The organism is Anaerococcus sp. HMSC068A02, from assembly GCF_001811125.1.
In the GTDB taxonomy this organism is placed as follows: domain Bacteria; phylum Bacillota; class Clostridia; order Tissierellales; family Peptoniphilaceae; genus Anaerococcus; species Anaerococcus vaginalis_C.
Genome location: NZ_KV803761.1, coordinates 29695 through 49582, shown reverse-complemented (window position 1 = coordinate 49582; position 19888 = coordinate 29695). Strand labels below are relative to the sequence as shown.

The 19888-nt window shown below is 29.9% G+C and carries 18 protein-coding genes; 4 read left to right on the top strand and 14 right to left on the bottom strand.

The features are described from left to right. From HMPREF2782_RS05610 to HMPREF2782_RS05580, 7 genes are all read right to left on the bottom strand, one after another. Window positions 1–2412 (bottom strand): ATP-dependent Clp protease ATP-binding subunit, encoded by a 2412-nt coding sequence (locus tag HMPREF2782_RS05610; RefSeq protein WP_070641443.1) that lies wholly within the window; start codon window positions 2410–2412, stop codon window positions 1–3. After that, a complete protein-coding gene (locus tag HMPREF2782_RS05605) occupies window positions 2412–3380 on the bottom strand; it encodes an ATP--guanido phosphotransferase (protein WP_070641441.1) in 969 nt (322 codons plus the stop codon). The genes HMPREF2782_RS05610 and HMPREF2782_RS05605 overlap by 1 nt, the downstream gene beginning before the upstream one ends. Beyond that, window positions 3377–3958: a transcriptional regulator gene (locus HMPREF2782_RS05600; protein ID WP_070641439.1), complete on the bottom strand. Its 582-nt coding sequence runs from the start codon at window positions 3956–3958 to the stop codon at window positions 3377–3379. The genes HMPREF2782_RS05605 and HMPREF2782_RS05600 overlap by 4 nt, the downstream gene beginning before the upstream one ends. A 2-nt stretch (window positions 3959–3960) precedes the next feature. Next, on the bottom strand, window positions 3961–4425 hold the full coding sequence (locus HMPREF2782_RS05595) for a CtsR family transcriptional regulator (RefSeq protein ID WP_019119017.1): 465 nt from the start codon (window positions 4423–4425) through the stop codon (window positions 3961–3963). A gap of 177 nt (window positions 4426–4602) precedes the next feature. Further along, window positions 4603–5289 (bottom strand): zinc metallopeptidase, encoded by a 687-nt coding sequence (locus tag HMPREF2782_RS05590; protein ID WP_070641437.1) that lies wholly within the window; start codon window positions 5287–5289, stop codon window positions 4603–4605. 388 nt (window positions 5290–5677) lie between these two features. Next, complete coding sequence (locus HMPREF2782_RS05585; protein ID WP_070641435.1) at window positions 5678–6343, bottom strand: potassium channel family protein; 666 nt, start codon at window positions 6341–6343, stop codon at window positions 5678–5680. Window positions 6344–6352: 9 nt separating this feature from the next. Further along, window positions 6353–7720, bottom strand: a complete 1368-nt coding sequence (locus HMPREF2782_RS05580) for a TrkH family potassium uptake protein (RefSeq protein ID WP_070641433.1) — start codon at window positions 7718–7720, stop codon at window positions 6353–6355. 180 nt (window positions 7721–7900) lie between these two features. On the opposite strand from HMPREF2782_RS05580, the gene HMPREF2782_RS05575 reads away from it, so the two are divergent. After that, window positions 7901–8404 (top strand): LURP-one-related/scramblase family protein, encoded by a 504-nt coding sequence (locus HMPREF2782_RS05575; protein WP_070641431.1) that lies wholly within the window; start codon window positions 7901–7903, stop codon window positions 8402–8404. A gap of 184 nt (window positions 8405–8588) precedes the next feature. Beyond that, window positions 8589–11264 carry a cation-translocating P-type ATPase gene (locus HMPREF2782_RS05570; RefSeq protein ID WP_070641429.1) on the top strand — a complete coding sequence of 892 codons (2676 nt, stop codon included), beginning with the start codon at window positions 8589–8591 and terminating at the stop codon, window positions 11262–11264. A gap of 401 nt (window positions 11265–11665) precedes the next feature. Here the strand turns inward: HMPREF2782_RS05570 and HMPREF2782_RS05565 are convergent, their stop codons facing one another. Then, window positions 11666–12226 (bottom strand): chromate transporter, encoded by a 561-nt coding sequence (locus tag HMPREF2782_RS05565; RefSeq protein ID WP_070641425.1) that lies wholly within the window; start codon window positions 12224–12226, stop codon window positions 11666–11668. Beyond that, window positions 12219–12752: a chromate transporter gene (locus HMPREF2782_RS05560; protein ID WP_070641424.1), complete on the bottom strand. Its 534-nt coding sequence runs from the start codon at window positions 12750–12752 to the stop codon at window positions 12219–12221. The genes HMPREF2782_RS05565 and HMPREF2782_RS05560 overlap by 8 nt, the downstream gene beginning before the upstream one ends. A 117-nt stretch (window positions 12753–12869) precedes the next feature. Here HMPREF2782_RS05560 and HMPREF2782_RS05555 point away from each other — a divergent pair, with 117 nt between their 5' ends. Next, complete coding sequence (locus HMPREF2782_RS05555; protein WP_070641423.1) at window positions 12870–13409, top strand: GNAT family N-acetyltransferase; 540 nt, start codon at window positions 12870–12872, stop codon at window positions 13407–13409. Between the two features lie 20 nt (window positions 13410–13429). Continuing rightward, window positions 13430–14083: an HAD family hydrolase gene (locus HMPREF2782_RS05550; protein WP_070641422.1), complete on the top strand. Its 654-nt coding sequence runs from the start codon at window positions 13430–13432 to the stop codon at window positions 14081–14083. A 681-nt stretch (window positions 14084–14764) separates the two neighbouring features. Here HMPREF2782_RS05550 and HMPREF2782_RS05545 read toward each other — a convergent pair. The 5 genes from HMPREF2782_RS05545 to HMPREF2782_RS05525 all read right to left on the bottom strand — a co-directional run bounded on the left by HMPREF2782_RS05545 (window position 14765) and on the right by HMPREF2782_RS05525 (window position 19655). After that, the gene (locus tag HMPREF2782_RS05545; RefSeq protein WP_070641420.1) at window positions 14765–15193 is read right to left on the bottom strand and encodes a helix-turn-helix domain-containing protein; all 429 of its coding nucleotides are present in this window, start codon (window positions 15191–15193) and stop codon (window positions 14765–14767) included. Window positions 15194–15202: 9 nt separating this feature from the next. Further along, window positions 15203–15856, bottom strand: coding sequence for an ABC-2 transporter permease (locus HMPREF2782_RS05540; RefSeq protein WP_070641419.1), 654 nt, complete (start codon window positions 15854–15856; stop codon window positions 15203–15205). Then, complete coding sequence (locus HMPREF2782_RS05535; RefSeq protein ID WP_070641418.1) at window positions 15853–16572, bottom strand: ABC transporter ATP-binding protein; 720 nt, start codon at window positions 16570–16572, stop codon at window positions 15853–15855. Before HMPREF2782_RS05535 ends, HMPREF2782_RS05540 begins: the two co-directional genes overlap by 4 nt. Window positions 16573–16909: 337 nt before the next feature. Further along, complete coding sequence (locus tag HMPREF2782_RS05530; protein ID WP_070641417.1) at window positions 16910–18271, bottom strand: MATE family efflux transporter; 1362 nt, start codon at window positions 18269–18271, stop codon at window positions 16910–16912. Between the two features lie 271 nt (window positions 18272–18542). Continuing rightward, window positions 18543–19655 carry an ABC transporter ATP-binding protein gene (locus HMPREF2782_RS05525; protein WP_070641416.1) on the bottom strand — a complete coding sequence of 371 codons (1113 nt, stop codon included), beginning with the start codon at window positions 19653–19655 and terminating at the stop codon, window positions 18543–18545. Window positions 19656–19888 lie beyond the last annotated feature (233 nt).

Genomic DNA, 19888 nt, shown 5'->3' with positions numbered 1-19888 from the left:
TTAAGAAATAGGTATTTCTTCTTTTATTTTTTCTTTTTTGTTGGCAAAATTTATTTTTCCTTCTTTTACTGTAAGGTTAATTTTCATATCTTTTGATAATTTTCCTTCCAATATTTCTTCTGCCAATTGGTTATCGATTTTATTTGTGATATGACGTTCAAGTGGTCTTGCTCCGTATTCTTTTGAAAATCCGCCTTCTGATAGTAAATCTACAACTCTCTTGTTGTAATTTATTTCTATTCCAAGATTTTTAAGTCTTTCTTTTGTTTCATCAAGTAAAATTTTTGTAATTTCTTTGATGGCGTTCTTATCAAGTGAGTTGAACATTATTATATCATCAAGTCTGTTTAAAAATTCTGGAGCAAAGGCGTTTTTTATTGCCTTATTTATTATTTCCTTATTTGAATCGTCAATTTCTTTTTCCACATCTCCAGTTCCAAAACCGATTTTTGGATTTTGATTTAAAGAAGAAACTCCAACGTTACTGGTCATAATTATTATTGTATTTTTAAAATCTACAGTTCTTCCTTGACCATCTGTCAAACGTCCGTCATCAAGAATTTGTAAAAGTAAATTGAAAATATCTGGGTGGGCTTTTTCAATTTCGTCAAATAAAATTACAGAATATGGATGTTTTCTTACGGCTTCTGTAAGTTGACCGCCTTCTTCGTAACCAACATATCCTGGAGGAGATCCAACAAGTCTTGACACGGCGAATTTTTCCATATATTCACTCATGTCCATCCTGATTAGATTATCCATATCTCCAAATAAATTTTTTGCCAAAGATTTTGCAAGATATGTTTTTCCAACTCCTGTTGGCCCTACAAAAATAAATGAACCTATTGGTTTTTTTGGATCTTTTAAGCCAACTCTTGCTCTTTTTATAGCATGAGAAATTTTATCAATCGCCTTATCTTGACCTATAACTTCTTTTTTAAGGTCAATATCAAGATCCATATATCTTTGTTTTTCATCTTCTGTCAATTTTGTTATTGGAACTTTTGACCAAGATGAAACAATTTTTGCAACTTCATCAAAAGAAATTTTTAAATCTGTTTTCTTTTCTTCTTTTTCTTTTTCAAGTTTTTCGCGAGTTTCATTTATTTGATCTCTTAGGCTTGCGGCTTTTTCAAAATTTTGCTCATTTATAGCCATATTTTTTTCTTCAATGAGCTTATCTAAAATTTCTTTTTTTGAAACTTGATTTTTATTTTCCTTATAATTTTTAATTCTTTCTTTTGAACAAGCCTCATCAATTACATCAATAGCCTTATCCGGCAAAAATCTATCTTGAATATATCTTTGTGATAAATCTACTGCAGCTTTTATAGCCTCATCTGTAATTTCTACCTTGTGGTGGTCTTCGTATTTATCTTTTAATCCTTCAATTATTTTTATCGTGTCATCTTTATTCGGCTCTTCAACATGGACTGGTTGCATTCTTCTAGTTAAAGCTTGGTCTTTTTCTACGTGCTTTCTATATTCATCAATTGTTGTCGCACCAATAATTTGAATATCGCCTTTGGCAAGAATTGGTTTTAAAATATTTGCCGCATCCATAGAGCCTTCACTTGCGCCAGCTCCCAAAACCATGTGGAATTCGTCAATAAATAAAACTACATCTTCTCTTTGTTCAAGTTCTCCAAATAATTTTTTAAGTCTATCTTCAAAATCTCCACGATATTTTGTTCCTGCAATCATGCTTGCAAGATCAAGAGAAACAATAGTTTTTTCTTTCATAACAAAAGGAACTTTTCCATCAACAATTCTTTGGGCAAGTCCTTCGATTATGGCAGTTTTTCCAACTCCTGGATCTCCAATCAAAATCGGATTGTTTTTTGTTCTTCTTAAAAGAATTTGAATAACTCTTTCAACTTCATCTTCCCTTCCAATAACTGGATCAATTTTTCCAACCTCTGCCATTTCGTTTAAATTTTTGGCAAATTTTTTTAAATTTTCACTCAAATTGTTAGATGTATTAGAAGATTTTTCTTCTTTTTGCAAACGAATCAAATTGTCTCTGATAATTTTTTTATCAAGACCTGACAACATAAACATTAAATTTGTAAATGAATCATCGTCATTTAAAATTGCAAGAAGGACATCTTCTTCGCTTGCAGAAACTTTTTTTCTTTTTTGGGCAAAAAGTCTTGCCCTATCAAAAATTTGTCTTACCTTATTAGAATATTCCTTTGCAGGTCTTATCGCAGAGCCCTTGCCAATATTATTTATTACAATTGACCTTAAAAGTTCGTAATTTGCACCAGCTTCTTCCAAAGCCTTTGTCGCAAGAGAACCTGTTTTCATAAGAGCCAAAAGCAAATGTTCAACTCCTATATAATCGTGGCTAAGAGAATAAGATTCCCTTCTAGCCTGACCTGTTAGCCTATTTAATTTGTTGTTTTCCATTATCTAGCCTCCATGTACGAATTTAAAAATTCATTTCTTTCATTGTCACGGTTGCCCTTGTACTTATCCTTTGTAATATTGAAAATCAAATACTCAATTTCTTGATTTGATAATTTTGTTTTAAAACCCAAAATATTATATTTTTTTAAATCATAAAGACAATTTATCATAGCAGTCATTGTCTTTAAATTTTTGCTTTCCAAATTATCTTCCAAAATTTTTATAGAATCTTTTATATCTTCATCATTTAATCCATTTAAAGATTGAAAATCTCTCCTAAATCTTCTCTCATTTCTAACGACTGTATCTAAAATATTTTCAAAATTTTCCAAATATTCGTCCATTTTCTCCCTATAATTTCCGAAATTTTTCAAAATATAAATATCATCGTCATAGGATTTAAAATATTCTGGAACAAATCTTGTAATATAAATTCCATCATGAGCAAGACTTGATTTTAAAGTTAGATATGCTTGGGTATTATCCAAAAGTCCAAACAAAAATAATTTGAACCTTATTTCAATTCCATTGCCACAATCTCTACCAAAACTTGTCAAATATCCATATTGAGGAGAAAAGGAAAAATCAAATTTTTTATCCAAATCTTCTTCAATTTCCATCGCCCTTTCATAAGCAAGTTTAATTTCTTCTCCAAAATTTGAAATATTTATAGAAATATGGTCTTTATCATTTATAACAAGAATATAATCATCCTCAAAAACAAAACCAATCACAGCTTCTTTATTTTTTGAATCTTCTGTAATTATTCCTGCATTAATAAGTTTATTTAAAGTATTTTCATCTATCTCATCTAAAAGTATCAATTCATCCCCATAAATTTCCCTAAATTTTTCAATAATTTCTAGAGAATCTTTTTCCGAAAGACTTATGGGAAAATTATATCCTTCAATATTTCTTTTCAAAGATAAGTTGTTTTCAAGTATTATGTCCTTATAATAATCTATCAATTTCTCACCTTCATATTCAATTCATCTATTTTTTCTTTAAGATCTTGAGCCTTTTCAAAATCTTCAATCTCAACTGATTTTTGCAACTGTTCTTGCAAATTTTTAATTTTTATTGCCACTTCTCTGAAATCTCTGTGTTTTTTCGGAAACTTTCCGTCATATTTTTTCAAATTATTTACAGCCTTCAAAATTTCTACCGTAAGTTTTTTGTCGATTTCATAGCAATAAGGACATCCAAAAACTCCACTTTTTATATTTGTCAAAGAATTTCCACACTTTGGACAAGTTTCTTCTTTTAATGATGAAAAATAATCATAAGAAAAATTATTTTTGGAAATTTTGTAATCATAATAAGAATCGATAATTTGGTCAAGGCTTGGAATAAATTTATCAACCAAACTCTTCCAATCAAAATTATTTATATCAATATCTTTTTCATTTCCATCAAAAAGAAAATTTCCTTCGCCTTTGGATAATTTTTCCATACAATCATTGCACAAGTGGAAATCATGTTCTATGCCATTTATAATTGCTTTTACAGTTACATTTGCTTCGTTGTCGCATCTGTCACACTTCATAATTAACTCCTTATTAGAAAGCTCAGTAAAATATTTTTTACTATATCATGCCTTACTAAATTTCTCTTATTTTTTTCTACATTCATAAGGGACTTGTCAAGGATAGCATAGACTGCAATTCCCAATTCATTTTCGTTCATATATCCCTTGTTAAAAAGTTCTGTAAAAAAACTTTTTGCCCTTTCCTCAGTTAATTCTTTATCTAAATTTTTAATAATATATTTTATATAATCATCTTCATCTTCAACTATAGTAATAATTCTTATAAAGCCGTTGCCGCCTCTTTTGCTTTCAATTAAATATCCATTGTATGGAGTAAATCTTGTAGAAAGCACATAATTAATTTGACTTGGAGAGCACTCAAATCTTGTTGCCAAATCATTTCTTCCAATTTCTACAAAACCATCTTGAGTATCTTCCAAAAGAGCTTTCAAGAATTTTTCTATATCAGACGTTAGTCCTGCCATAGATTTACCTCGATTTCTTTGACTTTCTCTGACCTTTCAAATAATAAATAAAGATTCAATTCGAATCTTATTCTTATTGTACACTAAAATAGTAGAGATTCAAGAATATTGATATGCAATAAAAACATAAAAAAACAAGGCCAAATATTTTAAAATATTTTAGCCTTGTTAATTTTTTTAATCATCTCGCCTATTGCCAAACAAAATCCAAAGTCTTAAAAATTGTAAGGCAGTAGAAATTGTAGCCGCCACATAAGTTAAAGCTGCAGCTTTTAGCATATCTTTTGCATAATCATTTTCAACACCAACAAGCATACCAGATTCATCCAAAACTTTCAAAGCCCTTCTTGATGCATCAAATTCTACAGGAAGAGTAATAATTTGAAAAATTAAAACAAAAGAAAATAAAAATATTCCAATGCTAATTAATTTTCCCATAGAAAGAAAAATTCCCAACAAAATCATAGGAAAAGATAATTTTGATCCAAGATTTACTGCTGGAACTATATAAGATTTTATTTTTAAAGGAATATAACCTTTTTTATATTGGATAACGTGACCGCACTCATGAGCTGCAACTGCAAGAGATGCAATTGAAGTGTCAGTCATAGAAGTTTCTGATAAGGCAATTTCCTTGTTGACAGGATTAAAATAATCAGACAAGGATCCCCTAACCTTTTTAATGGAAATATCATTATAAGAATTTGTAGACAAAATATATCTAGCAGCATCAAAACCTGTTATAGATTTTTGAGTTTTTATTTTTTTGTACTTATCAAATTTTCTTTGAATATTAGCTTGAGCCAGACTACTAATAAGAAGTCCAATCAAAACTAAAACATAAGTTCTGTCGAAATAAAACATAATTTTCTCCTTTTATTTTTTTCAATATACTACAGGGATTTTTTATTTCAATTGTAAAAAAATAAAACACAAGGAAATTAGAATTTTAAAATATAAATATAATAAAGATAGCTCTTGATTAAAATATGCAAAAAATAAAATAAAATCTTTGAAAATATTTCCAAAATAAAAAGACCCCTTTGGGCCTTTTTATAATATAGAAAAGAATAAGTTAGTCCTAGTTTTCTATAGGGAAAACTATAAGGAATTAATAATGAAAAACCTAGCTATTTACTAGCTAATATTATTATAGCATGATTTTTAAAAAATGCAAACTTTTTTCACGAATTTTTACATCCTTTTGTTTTCAACATTTATAAGATGAATTTTCGTTTTCCTATCTTGATTTTTATTTATATCTGTCAACTTCTTTTTGGAGCTTATCTGCATGATCACTATCTCCTAATAATACCAAAGTATCATCTTTTTCGATTTTCCAATTTGCTTCTGGATTTATTATTAATTCTCCATCTCTTTTATAAGCTATTACCATCATTTTATACTTTTTTCTAAAATCTATTTCTTTTAGAGATCTTCCTACAAGCTCATCGTAGGCTTTTAATTCTATCATAGAATAATCGTCTGAAAAATGGAAAAATTGTAGAAGATTTGATCCTGCTATGCTTCTTGCAAGTTTTTCTCCCATATCAATTTCTGGAAAAATTATTTGATCTGCTCCAATTTTTTTCAAAATTCTTGCGTGATTTGTTGATGTTGCTTTGGCTATAATTTTTTCTACATTATGGTCTTTGGCAAATAAAGTTGCAGCCATTGATGCCTCAAGACTTTCTCCTGTCGCTATTACTGCCACATCAAAATTTCCCATTCCTAATTCTTCTAGTGCTTTGTCATTTGAAATATCGCATTGAACGGCGCTTGTTACTTTTCCTGAAATATTTTGAACTAAATCATAATTCTTATCAACCGCCATAACCTCCAAACCATCTTCAAAAAGTTTTGTCGCAACTCTTTCTCCAAATCTTCCGATTCCTAAAACTATTACACTTTTTATCATTTTTTTCTCCTAACCTATACTAATATTTGCTTCTGGAAATCTTATATATTTTGTCTTTGATTTTAATCCTATTGAATAAGCCATAGTCATTGGACCAATTCTTCCTAGATACATACTTATTGTTATTAAAATTTTTCCAAGTGTTGACAAGTCCCCTGTGATTCCTCTACTTGCCCCAACTGTTGCAAAGGCTGATGAAACTTCGTAAGAAATATCAATTACTTTAAAATTTTCGCTCAATGACAAAATAAAAATAACTATAAATATAAGTCCCAAATAAACCATTATAATCGCAAGTGCCTTCCTAATGATTTTTGGTTCTATATGTTTTTTAAAAATAGTAACTTCATCTTCTTGTTTAAAAATTGAAATTGTTGATAAAATCAAAACTCCAAAAGTTGTTGTTTTTAACCCACCAGCAGTTGATCCTGGAGAGCCACCTATTACCATCAAAATTATCAAAAGCAAAACACTTGTATCGTGCATTTGATTTAATTTTACAGAATAAAATCCCGCAGTTCTTGCAGAAACTGATTGAAAAGCTGATTGCATTATGGAATTTTTAAATCCTTCTTTGTACAAAACTCCACCAGCTTGGCTTTCGATTAAATAAAAAGCAAGTGTTCCTATAACAATAAGACTTGCACTTATTATCAAAACTAATTTGGCGTGAGTTGATAATTTTTCGAAAGATTTTTTTCTAAAAATTTCTGCTGTAACCATAAAACCAAGTCCACCGATTACGACCAAACTCATAAGAGTTATATTTATTAAATTATCATTTCTGTATGGATAAATTGAATCCCCCAAAAGGTCAAAGCCTGCATTACAAAAGGCAGAAACCGAATGGAAAATAGAATACCACAAGCCCTTTGCCATTCCAAAAATTGGCACAAAGCGAAGGGATAACAAAAATGCTCCCAAAAATTCCACCAAAAATGTAAAAACCAAAACATATTTGAATAATTTCATAATTCCTTGAAGGGTATCAATATTTAATTGTTCTTTTAAAATTTGTCTTGACTTTAATCCTATTTTTTTTCTTAAAAGTAAGGGAAAAAGTGTAGCCAAAGTCATTACACCAAGTCCTCCTATTTGAATTAAAATCAAAATTAAAATATGACCGTAGGTATTCCAATGTTCAGCCGTATTTACAGTTGTAAGTCCTGTAACGCAAGATGCAGATGAGGCAACAAAAATTGAATCAACTAAATTTGTAGCCTTGCCACTTCTTGTAAAAATCGGCAAAGATAAAATACATCCTCCAATAATAATCAAAATCGCAAAACCCAAAGTTAAATACAAGGGTGGATTTGATGTAATTTTATCTGATAATTTTTCCAAAAAATTTTGTTTATTTTTACTAATATTTCTCATTTTCTTTCCTTAAATAAAAACTAATAAAATTTAAAGCCTAATTCAAAGGCATATCTCATCTAATTTTATACCCTAGATTATAAATGTCAACACAAAGACAAAAAACTTTACAAATAATTTATTTTTTTGTTTTATTATATTTTTGAGGGTATAAATTAAAAAAGCAGATTGGAGTTTTTTATGAAAAAATATTATTTTAAGGAAAAATTTTTTAAAATTACAGATAAGTATCCGGTTTTAGATGAAAATGGAAAGGAAGTTTTCTTTTTTGACCAAGATTTTAAATTTGTAGGTTATGAGGCGAAATTAAAAGATATGAATGGAAATATTTTATTTAATATTTCCAAAAAAATTCTTTCTTTTCTTCAAACTTATTATGTTGATTTTTGTGATGGAAGTCGTATGGAAATAAATCAAAAATTATCTTTTTTAAAAAGGAAAGTCGATGCTTTTTATGATGGAAAAGAATTAAATTTAAAGGGATCTTTTATGGACCATGATTTTGAAGTTTATTACCAAAATAATTTGATTGCTGATATGAATAAGAAATTTTTTGCTTTTAGCGACCAATATGAGCTTACGGTTTATGACGAAAATTTTACTTTAGTTTTGATTGCTCTTTGTCTTTGCATTAATGAAATGAAAAATAGAGACGATGCGGCTGCTGCTAGCTCTTCAAATTAAAATTGATTTTTAAAATATTTAACATATAATTATATCAACAAGAGGGAGTAGCTTAATTATTCAATCGTCATTACGGTTTAACCCGGTTGAATAAACCATCTGGTAGCAAGACTTTTGGCGATTTGCCAGAAGTCTTTTCTTTTTGTAAAGAAAAATTAGAATAAAAAAATTTAAGGAGGTAGGAATGGACTATTTAGGTCAAAAAAATGAAATTGTAAAAAAACTTGACTCAGATAGCGCAAGAGGCTTATCAAGCGAACTTGCAGCAAAACGTCTTGAAGAAAATGGCCCAAATAAAATTGAATCCAAGAAGAAAAAATCTCTTGGCAAAAAAATCGCCGAACAAATTATTGATCCTATGGTAATTTTATTGATAGTTGCATCAATCGTATCAGCTTTTACAGGCGATAAAGTTGAATGTTTTATAATTATTGCTATCGTTATTATCAATGCAATTATGTCAATTATTCAAGAAGGAAAAGCTGAAGATTCTGTTGAGGCCTTGCAAAAAATGTCATCACCCGAAGCAAGCGTAATTCGTGATGGCAAAAAAATAAAAGTAAAAGCAGAAGAATTGGTTGTAGGCGATGTAGTTGTAATTGAAACTGGCGATATTGTTCCAGCTGATATGCGTTTATTAGAATCATCAAATTTAAAAATCGACGAGTCTTCTCTTACTGGAGAATCTGTTGCAACAGAAAAAAATTCTGAGGCTGTTTATGACAGCGAAGTAGGAATTGGCGATAGGGAAAACTTTGCTTTCTCATCAACAATTGTAACTTACGGACACGCAAGAGGAATTGTTACTCAAACTGGTTCTGACACAGAAATGGGAAAAATCGCATCAAGCCTTCATCAAGTTGAAGATAAGGATACGCCATTACAAAGACAATTAAATAAATTATCAAAACTTTTGGCAATTCTTGTAGTTGTTGTTTGTATAATTGTATTTGTTGTTGGATATTTTAGAACTGGCGATTCGCTTTTAGATAATTTAATGGTTGCAGTTTCTCTTGCAGTTGCAGCAATTCCTGAAGGACTTACTGCGGTTGTAACAATTGTTTTGTCAATAGGCATGAACAGAATGGCAGAAAGAAAAGCCATTGTAAAATCTCTAGTTTCTGTAGAAACTCTTGGAGCTACAACAGCAATTTGTTCAGATAAAACTGGAACTTTGACTCAAAACGAGATGACCATTACAAAAATTTGGACAAATGAAAAAGAATATGAAGTTGAAGGAAGTGGATACGAACCAAAAGGCCACATAAAACTTGACGATGAAAAAATAGAAGATGAAGAAAATATAAAACTTCTAATGAAAATTTCGACTTTATGTAATGATGCTGATTTGGTTTTGGAAGATAAGCAATATAAAATTATTGGAGATCCAACAGAAGGCGCTATGCTTACATTTTCTGAAAAATGGGGAATAGTTCAAGAAGATTTAGAAAAAAAACATCCAAGAATTGAAGAAATTCCTTTTGATTCTGACAGAAAAATGATGACAACCTTCCACAACGTCGAAGAAAATTATAAGGCAATGACAAAAGGCGCTCCTGATATAATAATTTCAAATTCTTCAAAAATTTTATTAAATGGAGAAATTGTAGATTTCACACAAGATTTAAAGAAAAAGGCAATGGATGAAAATAAAAATCTTGCCAAACAAGCTCTTCGTGTAATGGCTTATGCCTTTAGGGAATTTGATTCAATAAAAAATGAAGATTTGACAAGCGAAAATATAGAAAAAGAAATGGTATTTGTAGGTCTTACTGGAATGATAGATCCACCAAGACCAGAAGCAAAAAAAGCTGTAGCAGAGTGCCACTCATCAGGAATTGATGTTTTAATGATTACTGGAGATTATTTAGAAACAGCCTTCGCCATAGCAAGAGATTTGGGAATTGCAGATTCCAAAGACCAAGCAATTGAAGGAAAAGAATTAAATAATATGACAGATGATGAAATTAGAAAAATTGCCAAAGAAAAAAGAGTTTTTGCAAGAGTATCTCCACAAAATAAAGTGCAACTTGTAAACGCCCTTCAAGAAAACGGCGAAATAGTTGCCATGACAGGAGACGGAGTAAACGATGCTCCAGCAATCAAAAATGCTGACATAGGAATTTCTATGGGAATTACAGGAACTGACGTTGCAAAAGATACTGCAAATATGATTTTGGTTGACGATAATTTTGCAACAATTGTAAATGCAGTTGAAGAAGGAAGAATAATTTTTGCAAATATTAGAAAATTTGTTTCATTCTTACTTTCATGTAACATCGCAGAAGTTTTGATTGTATTTTTGTCAATTTTATTTGGCCTACCTTCTCCACTAACACCAATCCAATTACTCTGGTTAAACCTAGTAACAGATGCTTTCCCAGCCCTTGCTCTTGGAGTTGAACCAGGAGAAAAAGATATAATGCAAAGAGAACCAAGAGATCCAAAAGAATCAATAATTTCTGGAGATTTGAGAAATTCACTAATTGTCCAATCACTAGCAATTACATTTTCAGTTTTAATGTCTTATATAATAGGATTAAAATTAATCTTCCCAGGAAATATTGAAGGAGCTCACACAATGGTTTTTGCAACCTTAATCACAAGCGAGCTTTTGAGAGCATTTTCTGTAAGAAGTACAAAATATACTTTAAAAGAATTAGGAATTGGTTCAAACAAACAATTAATAAAAGCAAACATCCTATCATTTGCCCTACTTTTAATAGTAATGTACGTAGGACCACTTAGATTTCTATTTGAATTAGAATTAATAACCTGGCAATGGATAATAATTTTAGCACTTGCCTTTATTCCATTAATTTTAGGAGAAGTTCACAAAATTAGCGTGAGAAAAAAATAAAATAATTTTATAAAGCAAGAATTTTAATTCTTGCTTTTTTTTGATTAATTAGTATAATGTAATTGACAAAAAGTTATGACAACATAATGATAATCACAAAGAAGCAGGAGCGCCAACTCTTGCTTTTTTCTTATATTTTAGTATAATGAAAATGACTAAAGGAACATATAGTTCATTGTAAGACTAAAAAAGCAGGAGCGGCAACTCCTGCTTTTTTATTTGGCTAGTTATCACATTTGTCATCGGCATCTAACCATTTACAAATAAAATGACCAATTATATTTGTCAGAATGCCAATTATAAAGGAACATATATCTTTCATGTAAGCACCTCCATTCTGTTATCAGATTGGATGTGATAACACCATAATTATATCAAATTATCTTATCTTTTTAAAAATTTTACAATTTAAAAATAATTCCAAAAAGTGCGCCCATCCCTATTATTAATAGTGGATGGATTTTTTTGTATTTTCTTAATAAAAATAAAAATCCTAGGAACAAAACAAGTTGGATTATTTGAAATAAATCTAGAAAATCCCCTGTTTTTTCATATAATTTTACATTAAATAAGGAAATTATCATTACATTTAGCATAGCACCCAAAATAAGTCCTGCTGTTGATGGTCTTATGTATTCAAAAGCATTTTTTACTGTAAGAGATGTTTTAAATTTATCCAAAGATTTTGCTATTATTAAAATTATAATTATTGCAGGCGCTATCAAAGAAATGCTTGCAAGGATTGCTCCAAAAATCCCGTAGGCCCTATATCCTGCAAAGCTTGCAACATTTATTCCTATTGCTCCGGGCGTTGATTCTGAAACGGCAATCATATCTAATAATTCTTCGCTTGTAAACCAATCGTAATTTTCTGCCATTTTTTGCAAAAATGGAAAAGTTGCCATTCCTCCTCCGATTGCAAAAAGTCCAGTTTTGAAAAATTCCCACATCAACCTAAGCATATTTGCCTCCAAAAATAATTCCAAAAATTCCGCAAGAAATCACTATAATAATTGGCGAAATAGAAAAAATTCCTATCGCAATAAAAGTTAATAAAAAAATTAAAATTTTTATTTTTGTATCAGCAGTTTTTTTGACCATATTTATTACAGTATTTAAAACTAGAGCTGAAACTGCAATTCTAATTCCAGCAAAGGCGTGTTTAATTAAAATTATATGAGAAAATGCTTTTAAAAAATTTGCAATTATTGTAATGATTATTATTGATGGAGTAATAAAACCTAGTGATGCAACAATTCCTCCAAGATTTCCTTTTCTTTTTCTCCCACAAAATGTGGAAGTATTTACAGCAATTATTCCTGGAGTTGTTTGACCTATTGCGTAATAATCTAAAATTTCTTCTTCTGTAATCCATTTTCTTTTATCGACCAATTCTCTTTGTAAAAGCGGAAGCATGGCGTAGCCTCCTCCAAAGGTAAAGGCTCCTATTTTAAAAAAAGTTATGTAAAGCTCAAATAATATTTTCATTTTAAATTTCTCCTTTTTCTTATTATAGCACAACGGGTAAGATTGGCTAAATCACTTGATTTTAAGCTTTTTTGAAGTATGATTATTCAATATGACTGATAAAATGAAAGGAAATTTATGAATTTAACTTTATCAAATTCTTATTTAGAACACTTAGAAGAAATTAAAAATTTATATATAGAAGCTTTCCCAAAAGCTGAAAGAAAACCTCTAGACCAAATTATAAAAGTTTGCGAAAATTCTTTGGGAAGAATTATTCCAATTTTGCTTGATGATGAATTTGTAGGAATGTTTATTACCTTGGATTCAGATAGCGATAATACACTTTTGATTGATTATTTTGCCATAAAAAGCGATTATAGGGGACTAAGTCTTGGCTCAAAATCTATAGAACTTTTGAATGAAAGAGAAAATAAAACAATAATAATTGAAATTGAACCTTGCGTTGAAAATGCTTGTAACCTTGTTCAAAGGCAAAAAAGAAAAAAATTTTACAAAAATTTAGGCTTTAGGCAAACTGACATAAACATTTCATGGTTTGGAGTTGATCTTGAGCTAATGAGTTTAAATAAAACTATAAATTTTGAACATTATATGAACTTATTAACTTCAATTTTCCCAAAATCTTACATTGAAGATAATATAAAACTTGCATAAGTAAAATTTAAGGAGTTTTTATGAAATTATTATTTGATTGTGATGGAACGATTCTTGATTCCATGCACATTTGGCTTGAACCAATAGCAAAACTTTTAAAAGAATATGATTACAAACTTACTACCGAAGAGAAAGGAAAAATTGAAGCCTTATCATTTTTGGATACAGTAAAATGGTTAAAAGAAAATGTCTGCACAGACAAAAGCGAAAAAGAAGTTTTAGATTATTTTTCTTCTACAATAACAGATGCCTACAAAAATCATTTGTTAGCAAAAGACGGAGCTGTTGAAATTTTACAAAAATTAAAAAACGATGGCTATGATATGTGTATTTGTTCATCAACTGACAAAATTCATCTAGAAAATGCCCTAAGAAGACTTGGCATAATAAATTTATTTGATTTCATTCTAACACCAGATAAATTTCCTTACAAAAAAAGCGACAAGGAATATTGGCAAAAGGCACTTGATAATTATAAAATTGATGCAAAAGACGCAGTTTTATTCGACGATGCACTTTATGCAGTAAAATCTGCCAAAAAATTAGGAATAAAAACCGTAGGCATAAAAGATTTCCCATACAACAAAAACGAATGGGACAAAATAAAAAAACAAGCAGACATGGTAATTGATAATATCAAAGATATTGATATGGAAAAAATTAAAAATCTATAAAATAAAACCACCAAAAGGTTCATTGAATTAGAGAGTCTTTAGGTGGCTAGGTAAAAGGTTAAGAGAGATGTTCTTAACCTTTTTAATTTGATTAATTTTAGAATGATAGCTTTCAATTGGCTTCACTTATCTTTTATAGTACGGGAATATGTTTATAGTAAAAAAGGAGAGTTAAGCATGAAACAAAAAATTTTGGAAAGATTAGAAACAGAAGTTAATGCTTGCAAAAGATACGCAGAAAACTGAGTTAAGAAAGCAAAAAAGGAAAAGTTGGATCAGCCATTAACTTTTTAGATATTGCAGTAACAGCAAAAAAATGTGCTGATAGACTTCATGATGAATTTTGGAAAGTATTAGACGGAAAACTATCATAAGAAAAATTTAAGATTTTTTGCGAAGCCGAAACATTGAGCCAAGAAAAAAAATAAAGTTTATATTGAGTTAAACATGGAAATAAATAAGCAATTAAGCATTTGACTCTTTCAAATTTCAACAGTAATACCTTTAATTCTATTTGCGCTACTTTTCATATTACGTGTATATATAATCTGAACTAAAATATCACAGCCTGCTTGGTCAGTAATCTTGAAGGTTAATCTGTTTGAAGCTCTTCTGTTTTCCCTCTTTACATATCATTAGTATACTTAAAATTCATATAAAAAATGATGAACTAATATGAAATTAAAAATCGGAAATTTTATTCATAATCTCCTGCATTCTATTTTCAAAAAGCTCTGCCGGTATTAATGCGATCCCTGTTTCATCGCTTAGCACTATCATTCGGTCGCCGGTTTTAATAGAAAAATGATCTCTTGTTGCTTTTGGAATGACAATCTGTCCTCGATCACCAATTGTGACTGTGCCCCAAATATTCTTTCCCTTCTGTGCAGGTGGTATGATGCCAATGTCTGAAACCTCTTCGGTTTTTATTAGCCCATCAATTGTAACCCCATATAATTCAGCCAAAGATAGAGCCTTATCAATGTTTGGAGTAGTTGTTCCACTTTCCCATTTTGCGTAGGCTTGACGTGAAATACCTATTTTTTCTGCTATTTCTTCCTGAGAATAGCCATTTATTTTTCTAAGCATGATTAGATTATCTTTAAGCATAGAACTCTCCTATAAATCAATTCTTTCAAAATCTATTGTAGCTTTCTTAAATGCAAAATATGTCATAAAAGAAAATACGATTATTCCGGAAAGCAAAAGGATAACCTGTAGAATAATCTCATCGAATCCAAAAGCGTTTAGTGCCTCAAGCCCAGGAATGTGATGAAGTGTTTCTGCAATACCAATAGTTATAAAAGCTACAACCATATATAAGATAAAAGGCTTGCCAATTTTATATCCAGTCTTAAAAAATCCTCCAACAAATATAACGTTAAAAAGACCAAATATAATAAGAACTGTCCCCAAAAAGAAAGGATTAGCATTCATCAATGCATTATCCCTATATACTTGTGAATCGAAAAAAATAGTCATGCGAACAAGAGTACATATTGTCATGATGATAAATCCACAAAGCTCAATAAAAATGACAAACTGAAACTTTCCCTTCACCACATCGCTTTTTGCAACTGGCAATAAAGCGGTGTAAACTATATCGTTTGCTTCTCTTGCACTTTGGAAGCTCTGATAAATTCCAAGCGTGATAAAAAATACTCCGCAAAGAATCGGATATCCCGGCAAAAGAGCCATAAGACCAAATGCAATAAATAAATAGGTAAGTATTAGTGCACTTAGTCGCATTTCTTTTCTTAATAATGCATTCATAATCTTTCCTCCTTCTCTAATCTTAGGAATATTTCTTCAAGGGATTCGCCTGGCAAGCCATAGTTTTTAATAAAGTCCTCTCTTCTAGATTCAACCTTGATTTCACCTTTCTTTATATAGATAATATTATCCGCACATTTCTCCAAATCGGATGTGATATGAGTTGAAAATAGAATCGTAACCCCATGCTCTTTCAGATTAATAAAAAGATCCAAAAGCTCGTCACGTGAAAATGGATCTAGACCGCTTGTTGGTTCGTCAAGGATCAAAATTTCTGCCTGATGTGAAAGAGCAAGAAGAAGATTAAACTTTACTTTCATTCCTTGCGACAATTCAATTGGCTTCTTGTTTTCGTCCAAAGAAAACATCCTCATGTATTTTCTATATGCATTTTCATCCCATGTGCTATAAAAAGTTTTACTGACATCGATGATTTCTTTTATTCTATTTCTTGGATACCAGCTTACGCTTCCGGTGGAGTAGCCTATCTTCTGTTTAATCTCTGTTTCGTGCTCATTTAGTGGTATGTCAAAATATTTAATTTCACCGCTTTTTGGATGGATAAGATTTAGCATCGCCTTAATAGTCGTGGTCTTCCCCGCACCATTTCTGCCTATAAAACCAGTAATCTTTTTGATCTCAAGCGAAAAAGTAACATTATTTAAGCAAAATGAAGGGTAGGTCTTTGAAACATTTCTAACTTCTACAACATTCATAAATTCCTCCAAATGTATGATTCTTATGAATATTGTAATTAAAAGTTGCTTTTGAATCAACCAACTGGAATTTACTTCCGTTGTTATGATTTGTTGCTACAATAGAATCGCTATGAACAATTATTAACATAAAATTAGGATTGTATCCTCTTGTTATATTTTACTCCATTATTTGATTTCTCTGTCCAAATATCGAATACCATTTCTATGTATTGCCATTTAAAAATCGGCACAGAAGTTGATACATTCATGCCGATTAAATTTTAAGGAATTAAATCTCTAATTAAGAGCCCCTAACGGTGGTTATTTTTTTGAATATTTTTCTTATTTTAAAAAATCATCTAAAATCTATAACTTTTAAATTCTTTTTCATTTTCTTTTTCAAAAGAAAAAGTGAAAGAAGTCCTTTTATAATTGATGTTATTGTCATTGATAGCCAGATTCCCAAAACACCAAAATATGGCATTAATAAAATTGATATTGGAATTCTTGCTGCATTAAATATTATAGAAATTGCTGATGGCGTTCTTGTATCTGACAAGCCTTGGAAAATTCCTGTAGAACCTATTTCTAATGCCATCATAAGTTGGCTTGCTGAAAGAATTGCCAAATATTTTGCGCCCAAATTTATTGTTTCCAAATCGCCTGGTACAAAAATTTCAAATAAATAATTTCTAAATGCAAACAAAATAATTGTAGCTATAATTCCAATTGCCCCAACAAGTTTTAGACTTTCTTTGACGCCTTTTTTTACCCTATCCATTAAGCCTGCTCCGTAATTTTGTGCGATTAATGATTGAACTACAACTTGGCATCCTTCTGTTGTTTTCCAAGAAATTGATTCGAGCTGACTTCCTATCGAATAAACTGCAACTGGTTTTGGTCCAAAATTTGCCATTAATTTATTTAAAATCATAGTTATTAGAGCGTGAATTCCGCTGATAAAAGCAACTGGAAGTCCTAGTTTAAAAATTCTCACTTGCCACTTTGTTGAAAGTGTAAAATTTTCAAGAGAATCTTTTATTACTCCAACTTTTCTTTTCATAACAAATAAAAATATAAAAAATACAGTTGCTTGTCCCGTAACAGTCGCTATTGCCGCACCCCTTATTCCTAATTGAGGAATTGGTCCAAGACCAAAAATAAAAATCGGATCAAGAACTATGTTTAAAACCAAACCAATTGTATTTATTTTAAAAGGAGTAATACTTTCTCCAATCGAATAAAATGATTGGGAAAAAATCGGATTTAAAAATACAAATATATAACCCAAAGCTGTTATAGAAAGATAAGCATTTGCAAAATTTGAAACCTCTGCTCCTAGTTTATAAAAATCTATAATATAAGTTTTGAAAGTAAATATTAAAATTATGTAGATTATCGAAGTAATGCTTCCTTGCAAATATCCATTTTGTAAAATCAAAGACGTAAGTTTTTTATCTTTTCTTCCATAGGCTTGAGCCGCATAAACTCCTCCGCCAATTTTTGCAATCAAAGACAAAGCCTCAGCAATCCAAGCCAAAAAATAAGAAACCCCAACAGCAGCGACAGCATTAGAGCCAAGTCTACCAATCCAAATAATATCTACCAAAGTATAGGCGATTTGGACAAAAGCTGTAAGAGTTAAAGGAATGGATAATTTTATTAAAGATTTTCCAATATTTTCCTTTGTAAGATCAATATTTTTTCTTTTCTCCATAGGCATCTCCTTTATATTTTTTAAAATTTTTTATCAAATCTATTAGACTAATTAAAAATAATTATTTAAATCTCTATAATCTCCTAAATTTTACAAAAAACGAATTTAATTGTCAATATTTATCAATATCAAAAATAGATTTTTTGAAATTTTTAAAATTTGGAATTTTTTAAAAAATATTTCTTTTAACTTTTAAAAAATTTTAAAACAAAAAACTCCTAATCGCTTTTGATTAGAAGTTTTAAAAAAATATTTACCAGTTTTTTATTTTTTATTCTATTATAAGAGAAGTTTCTGGATCAAAGAGATAGGTTTTTTCCATATCAAAAGCAAATTTTACTTCTTGTCCAACTTTTGCTTTTGTTGATGGATTTACTCTTGCTGTTATTTGATCTTCGCCTAAATCAAAATACAAATAAACTTCTGCTCCCATTAGCTCAAATACTCTAATTTTTGCATTTATTATTGAGCCATCGCTTGCTTTTTCTAAAAAGTCTTCTTCGTCATAAATTGATTCAGGTCTTATTCCAAATACAACTTTTTTTCCTATATAATCCTTATCGATTAATATGTCTGCTTTTTCTTTTGGAAGTTTTAATTTTAAATAATCATTTTCTACGAATACTTCTTCGCCTTCTTTTACCGCTTTAACATCTATCAAATTAATTTGTGGAGAGCCTATAAAACTTGCAACAAATAAATTTTTTGGATGATCGTAAAGATTTTGTGGTGTATCAATTTGTTGAACAATTCCATCTTTCATTACAACTATTCTTGTTCCAAGAGTCATTGCTTCTGTTTGATCGTGAGTTACATAGATCATTGTTGTTCCCAATTTTTGATATAATTTTGAAATTTCTATTCTCATTTGAACTCTAAGTTTTGCATCAAGGTTACTTAATGGCTCATCCATCAAAAATACTTTTGGATTTCTAACTATAGCACGTCCCATAGCAACTCTTTGTCTTTGTCCACCTGATAATTGTTTTGGTTTTCTTTTTAATAGATTTTCTATATCCAAAATCTTTGCTGCTTCTTTTACTTTTTTGTCAATTTCATCTTTTGGCACCTTATTTATTTTTAATGAAAATGCCATATTATCATAAACTGTCATGTGTGGATAGAGAGCATAATTTTGGAAAACCATAGCTATATCTCTATCTTTTGGTAGGACGTCGTTTACAACTTTTCCATCAATTTTTAGCTCTCCAGAGCTTATATCTTCAAGCCCTGCTATCATTCTAAGAGTCGTAGATTTTCCACAGCCTGATGGTCCTACAAAAATTATAAACTCCTTGTCCTCTATTTCCATATTAAAATCTTTTACAGCATGAAAGCCGTTGTCATAAATTTTATTTATATTTTTTAAACTTAAATTTGCCATTTTTTCTCCTTTAATATTAAAATTTACAGGGTAAATCCAGACTGTTGATAAATTATACAAATCCTCATGCTAAGAATATCATACGTAAAAAATTGGTTTGATTTCAAATTTTAAAATTCGTCAAAAATCGCACTGTTTGAGCGTTAGTGAGTTTGCGATTTTAGAATTTCGAAATTTAGAAATCAACAATTTTTGGAGTTCGATATTCGTGCTTGAGGGTTTGTCTACGCTCT

Coding starts and splice junctions, on each gene's coding strand:
- HMPREF2782_RS05610 (WP_070641443.1), bottom strand. CDS start 2,412: ATGGAAAACAACAAATTAAATAGGCTAACAGGTCAGGCTAGAAGGGAA.
- HMPREF2782_RS05600 (WP_070641439.1), bottom strand. CDS start 3,958: ATGAAGTGTGACAGATGCGACAACGAAGCAAATGTAACTGTAAAAGCA.
- HMPREF2782_RS05595 (WP_019119017.1), bottom strand. CDS start 4,425: ATGGCAGGACTAACGTCTGATATAGAAAAATTCTTGAAAGCTCTTTTG.
- HMPREF2782_RS05590 (WP_070641437.1), bottom strand. CDS start 5,289: ATGTTTTATTTCGACAGAACTTATGTTTTAGTTTTGATTGGACTTCTT.
- HMPREF2782_RS05585 (WP_070641435.1), bottom strand. CDS start 6,343: ATGATAAAAAGTGTAATAGTTTTAGGAATCGGAAGATTTGGAGAAAGA.
- HMPREF2782_RS05580 (WP_070641433.1), bottom strand. CDS start 7,720: ATGAGAAATATTAGTAAAAATAAACAAAATTTTTTGGAAAAATTATCA.
- HMPREF2782_RS05575 (WP_070641431.1), top strand. CDS start 7,901: ATGAAAAAATATTATTTTAAGGAAAAATTTTTTAAAATTACAGATAAG.
- HMPREF2782_RS05570 (WP_070641429.1), top strand. CDS start 8,589: ATGGACTATTTAGGTCAAAAAAATGAAATTGTAAAAAAACTTGACTCA.
- HMPREF2782_RS05565 (WP_070641425.1), bottom strand. CDS start 12,226: ATGCTTAGGTTGATGTGGGAATTTTTCAAAACTGGACTTTTTGCAATC.
- HMPREF2782_RS05560 (WP_070641424.1), bottom strand. CDS start 12,752: ATGAAAATATTATTTGAGCTTTACATAACTTTTTTTAAAATAGGAGCC.
- HMPREF2782_RS05555 (WP_070641423.1), top strand. CDS start 12,870: ATGAATTTAACTTTATCAAATTCTTATTTAGAACACTTAGAAGAAATT.
- HMPREF2782_RS05550 (WP_070641422.1), top strand. CDS start 13,430: ATGAAATTATTATTTGATTGTGATGGAACGATTCTTGATTCCATGCAC.
- HMPREF2782_RS05545 (WP_070641420.1), bottom strand. CDS start 15,193: ATGCTTAAAGATAATCTAATCATGCTTAGAAAAATAAATGGCTATTCT.
- HMPREF2782_RS05540 (WP_070641419.1), bottom strand. CDS start 15,856: ATGAATGCATTATTAAGAAAAGAAATGCGACTAAGTGCACTAATACTT.
- HMPREF2782_RS05535 (WP_070641418.1), bottom strand. CDS start 16,572: ATGAATGTTGTAGAAGTTAGAAATGTTTCAAAGACCTACCCTTCATTT.
- HMPREF2782_RS05530 (WP_070641417.1), bottom strand. CDS start 18,271: ATGGAGAAAAGAAAAAATATTGATCTTACAAAGGAAAATATTGGAAAA.
- HMPREF2782_RS05525 (WP_070641416.1), bottom strand. CDS start 19,655: ATGGCAAATTTAAGTTTAAAAAATATAAATAAAATTTATGACAACGGC.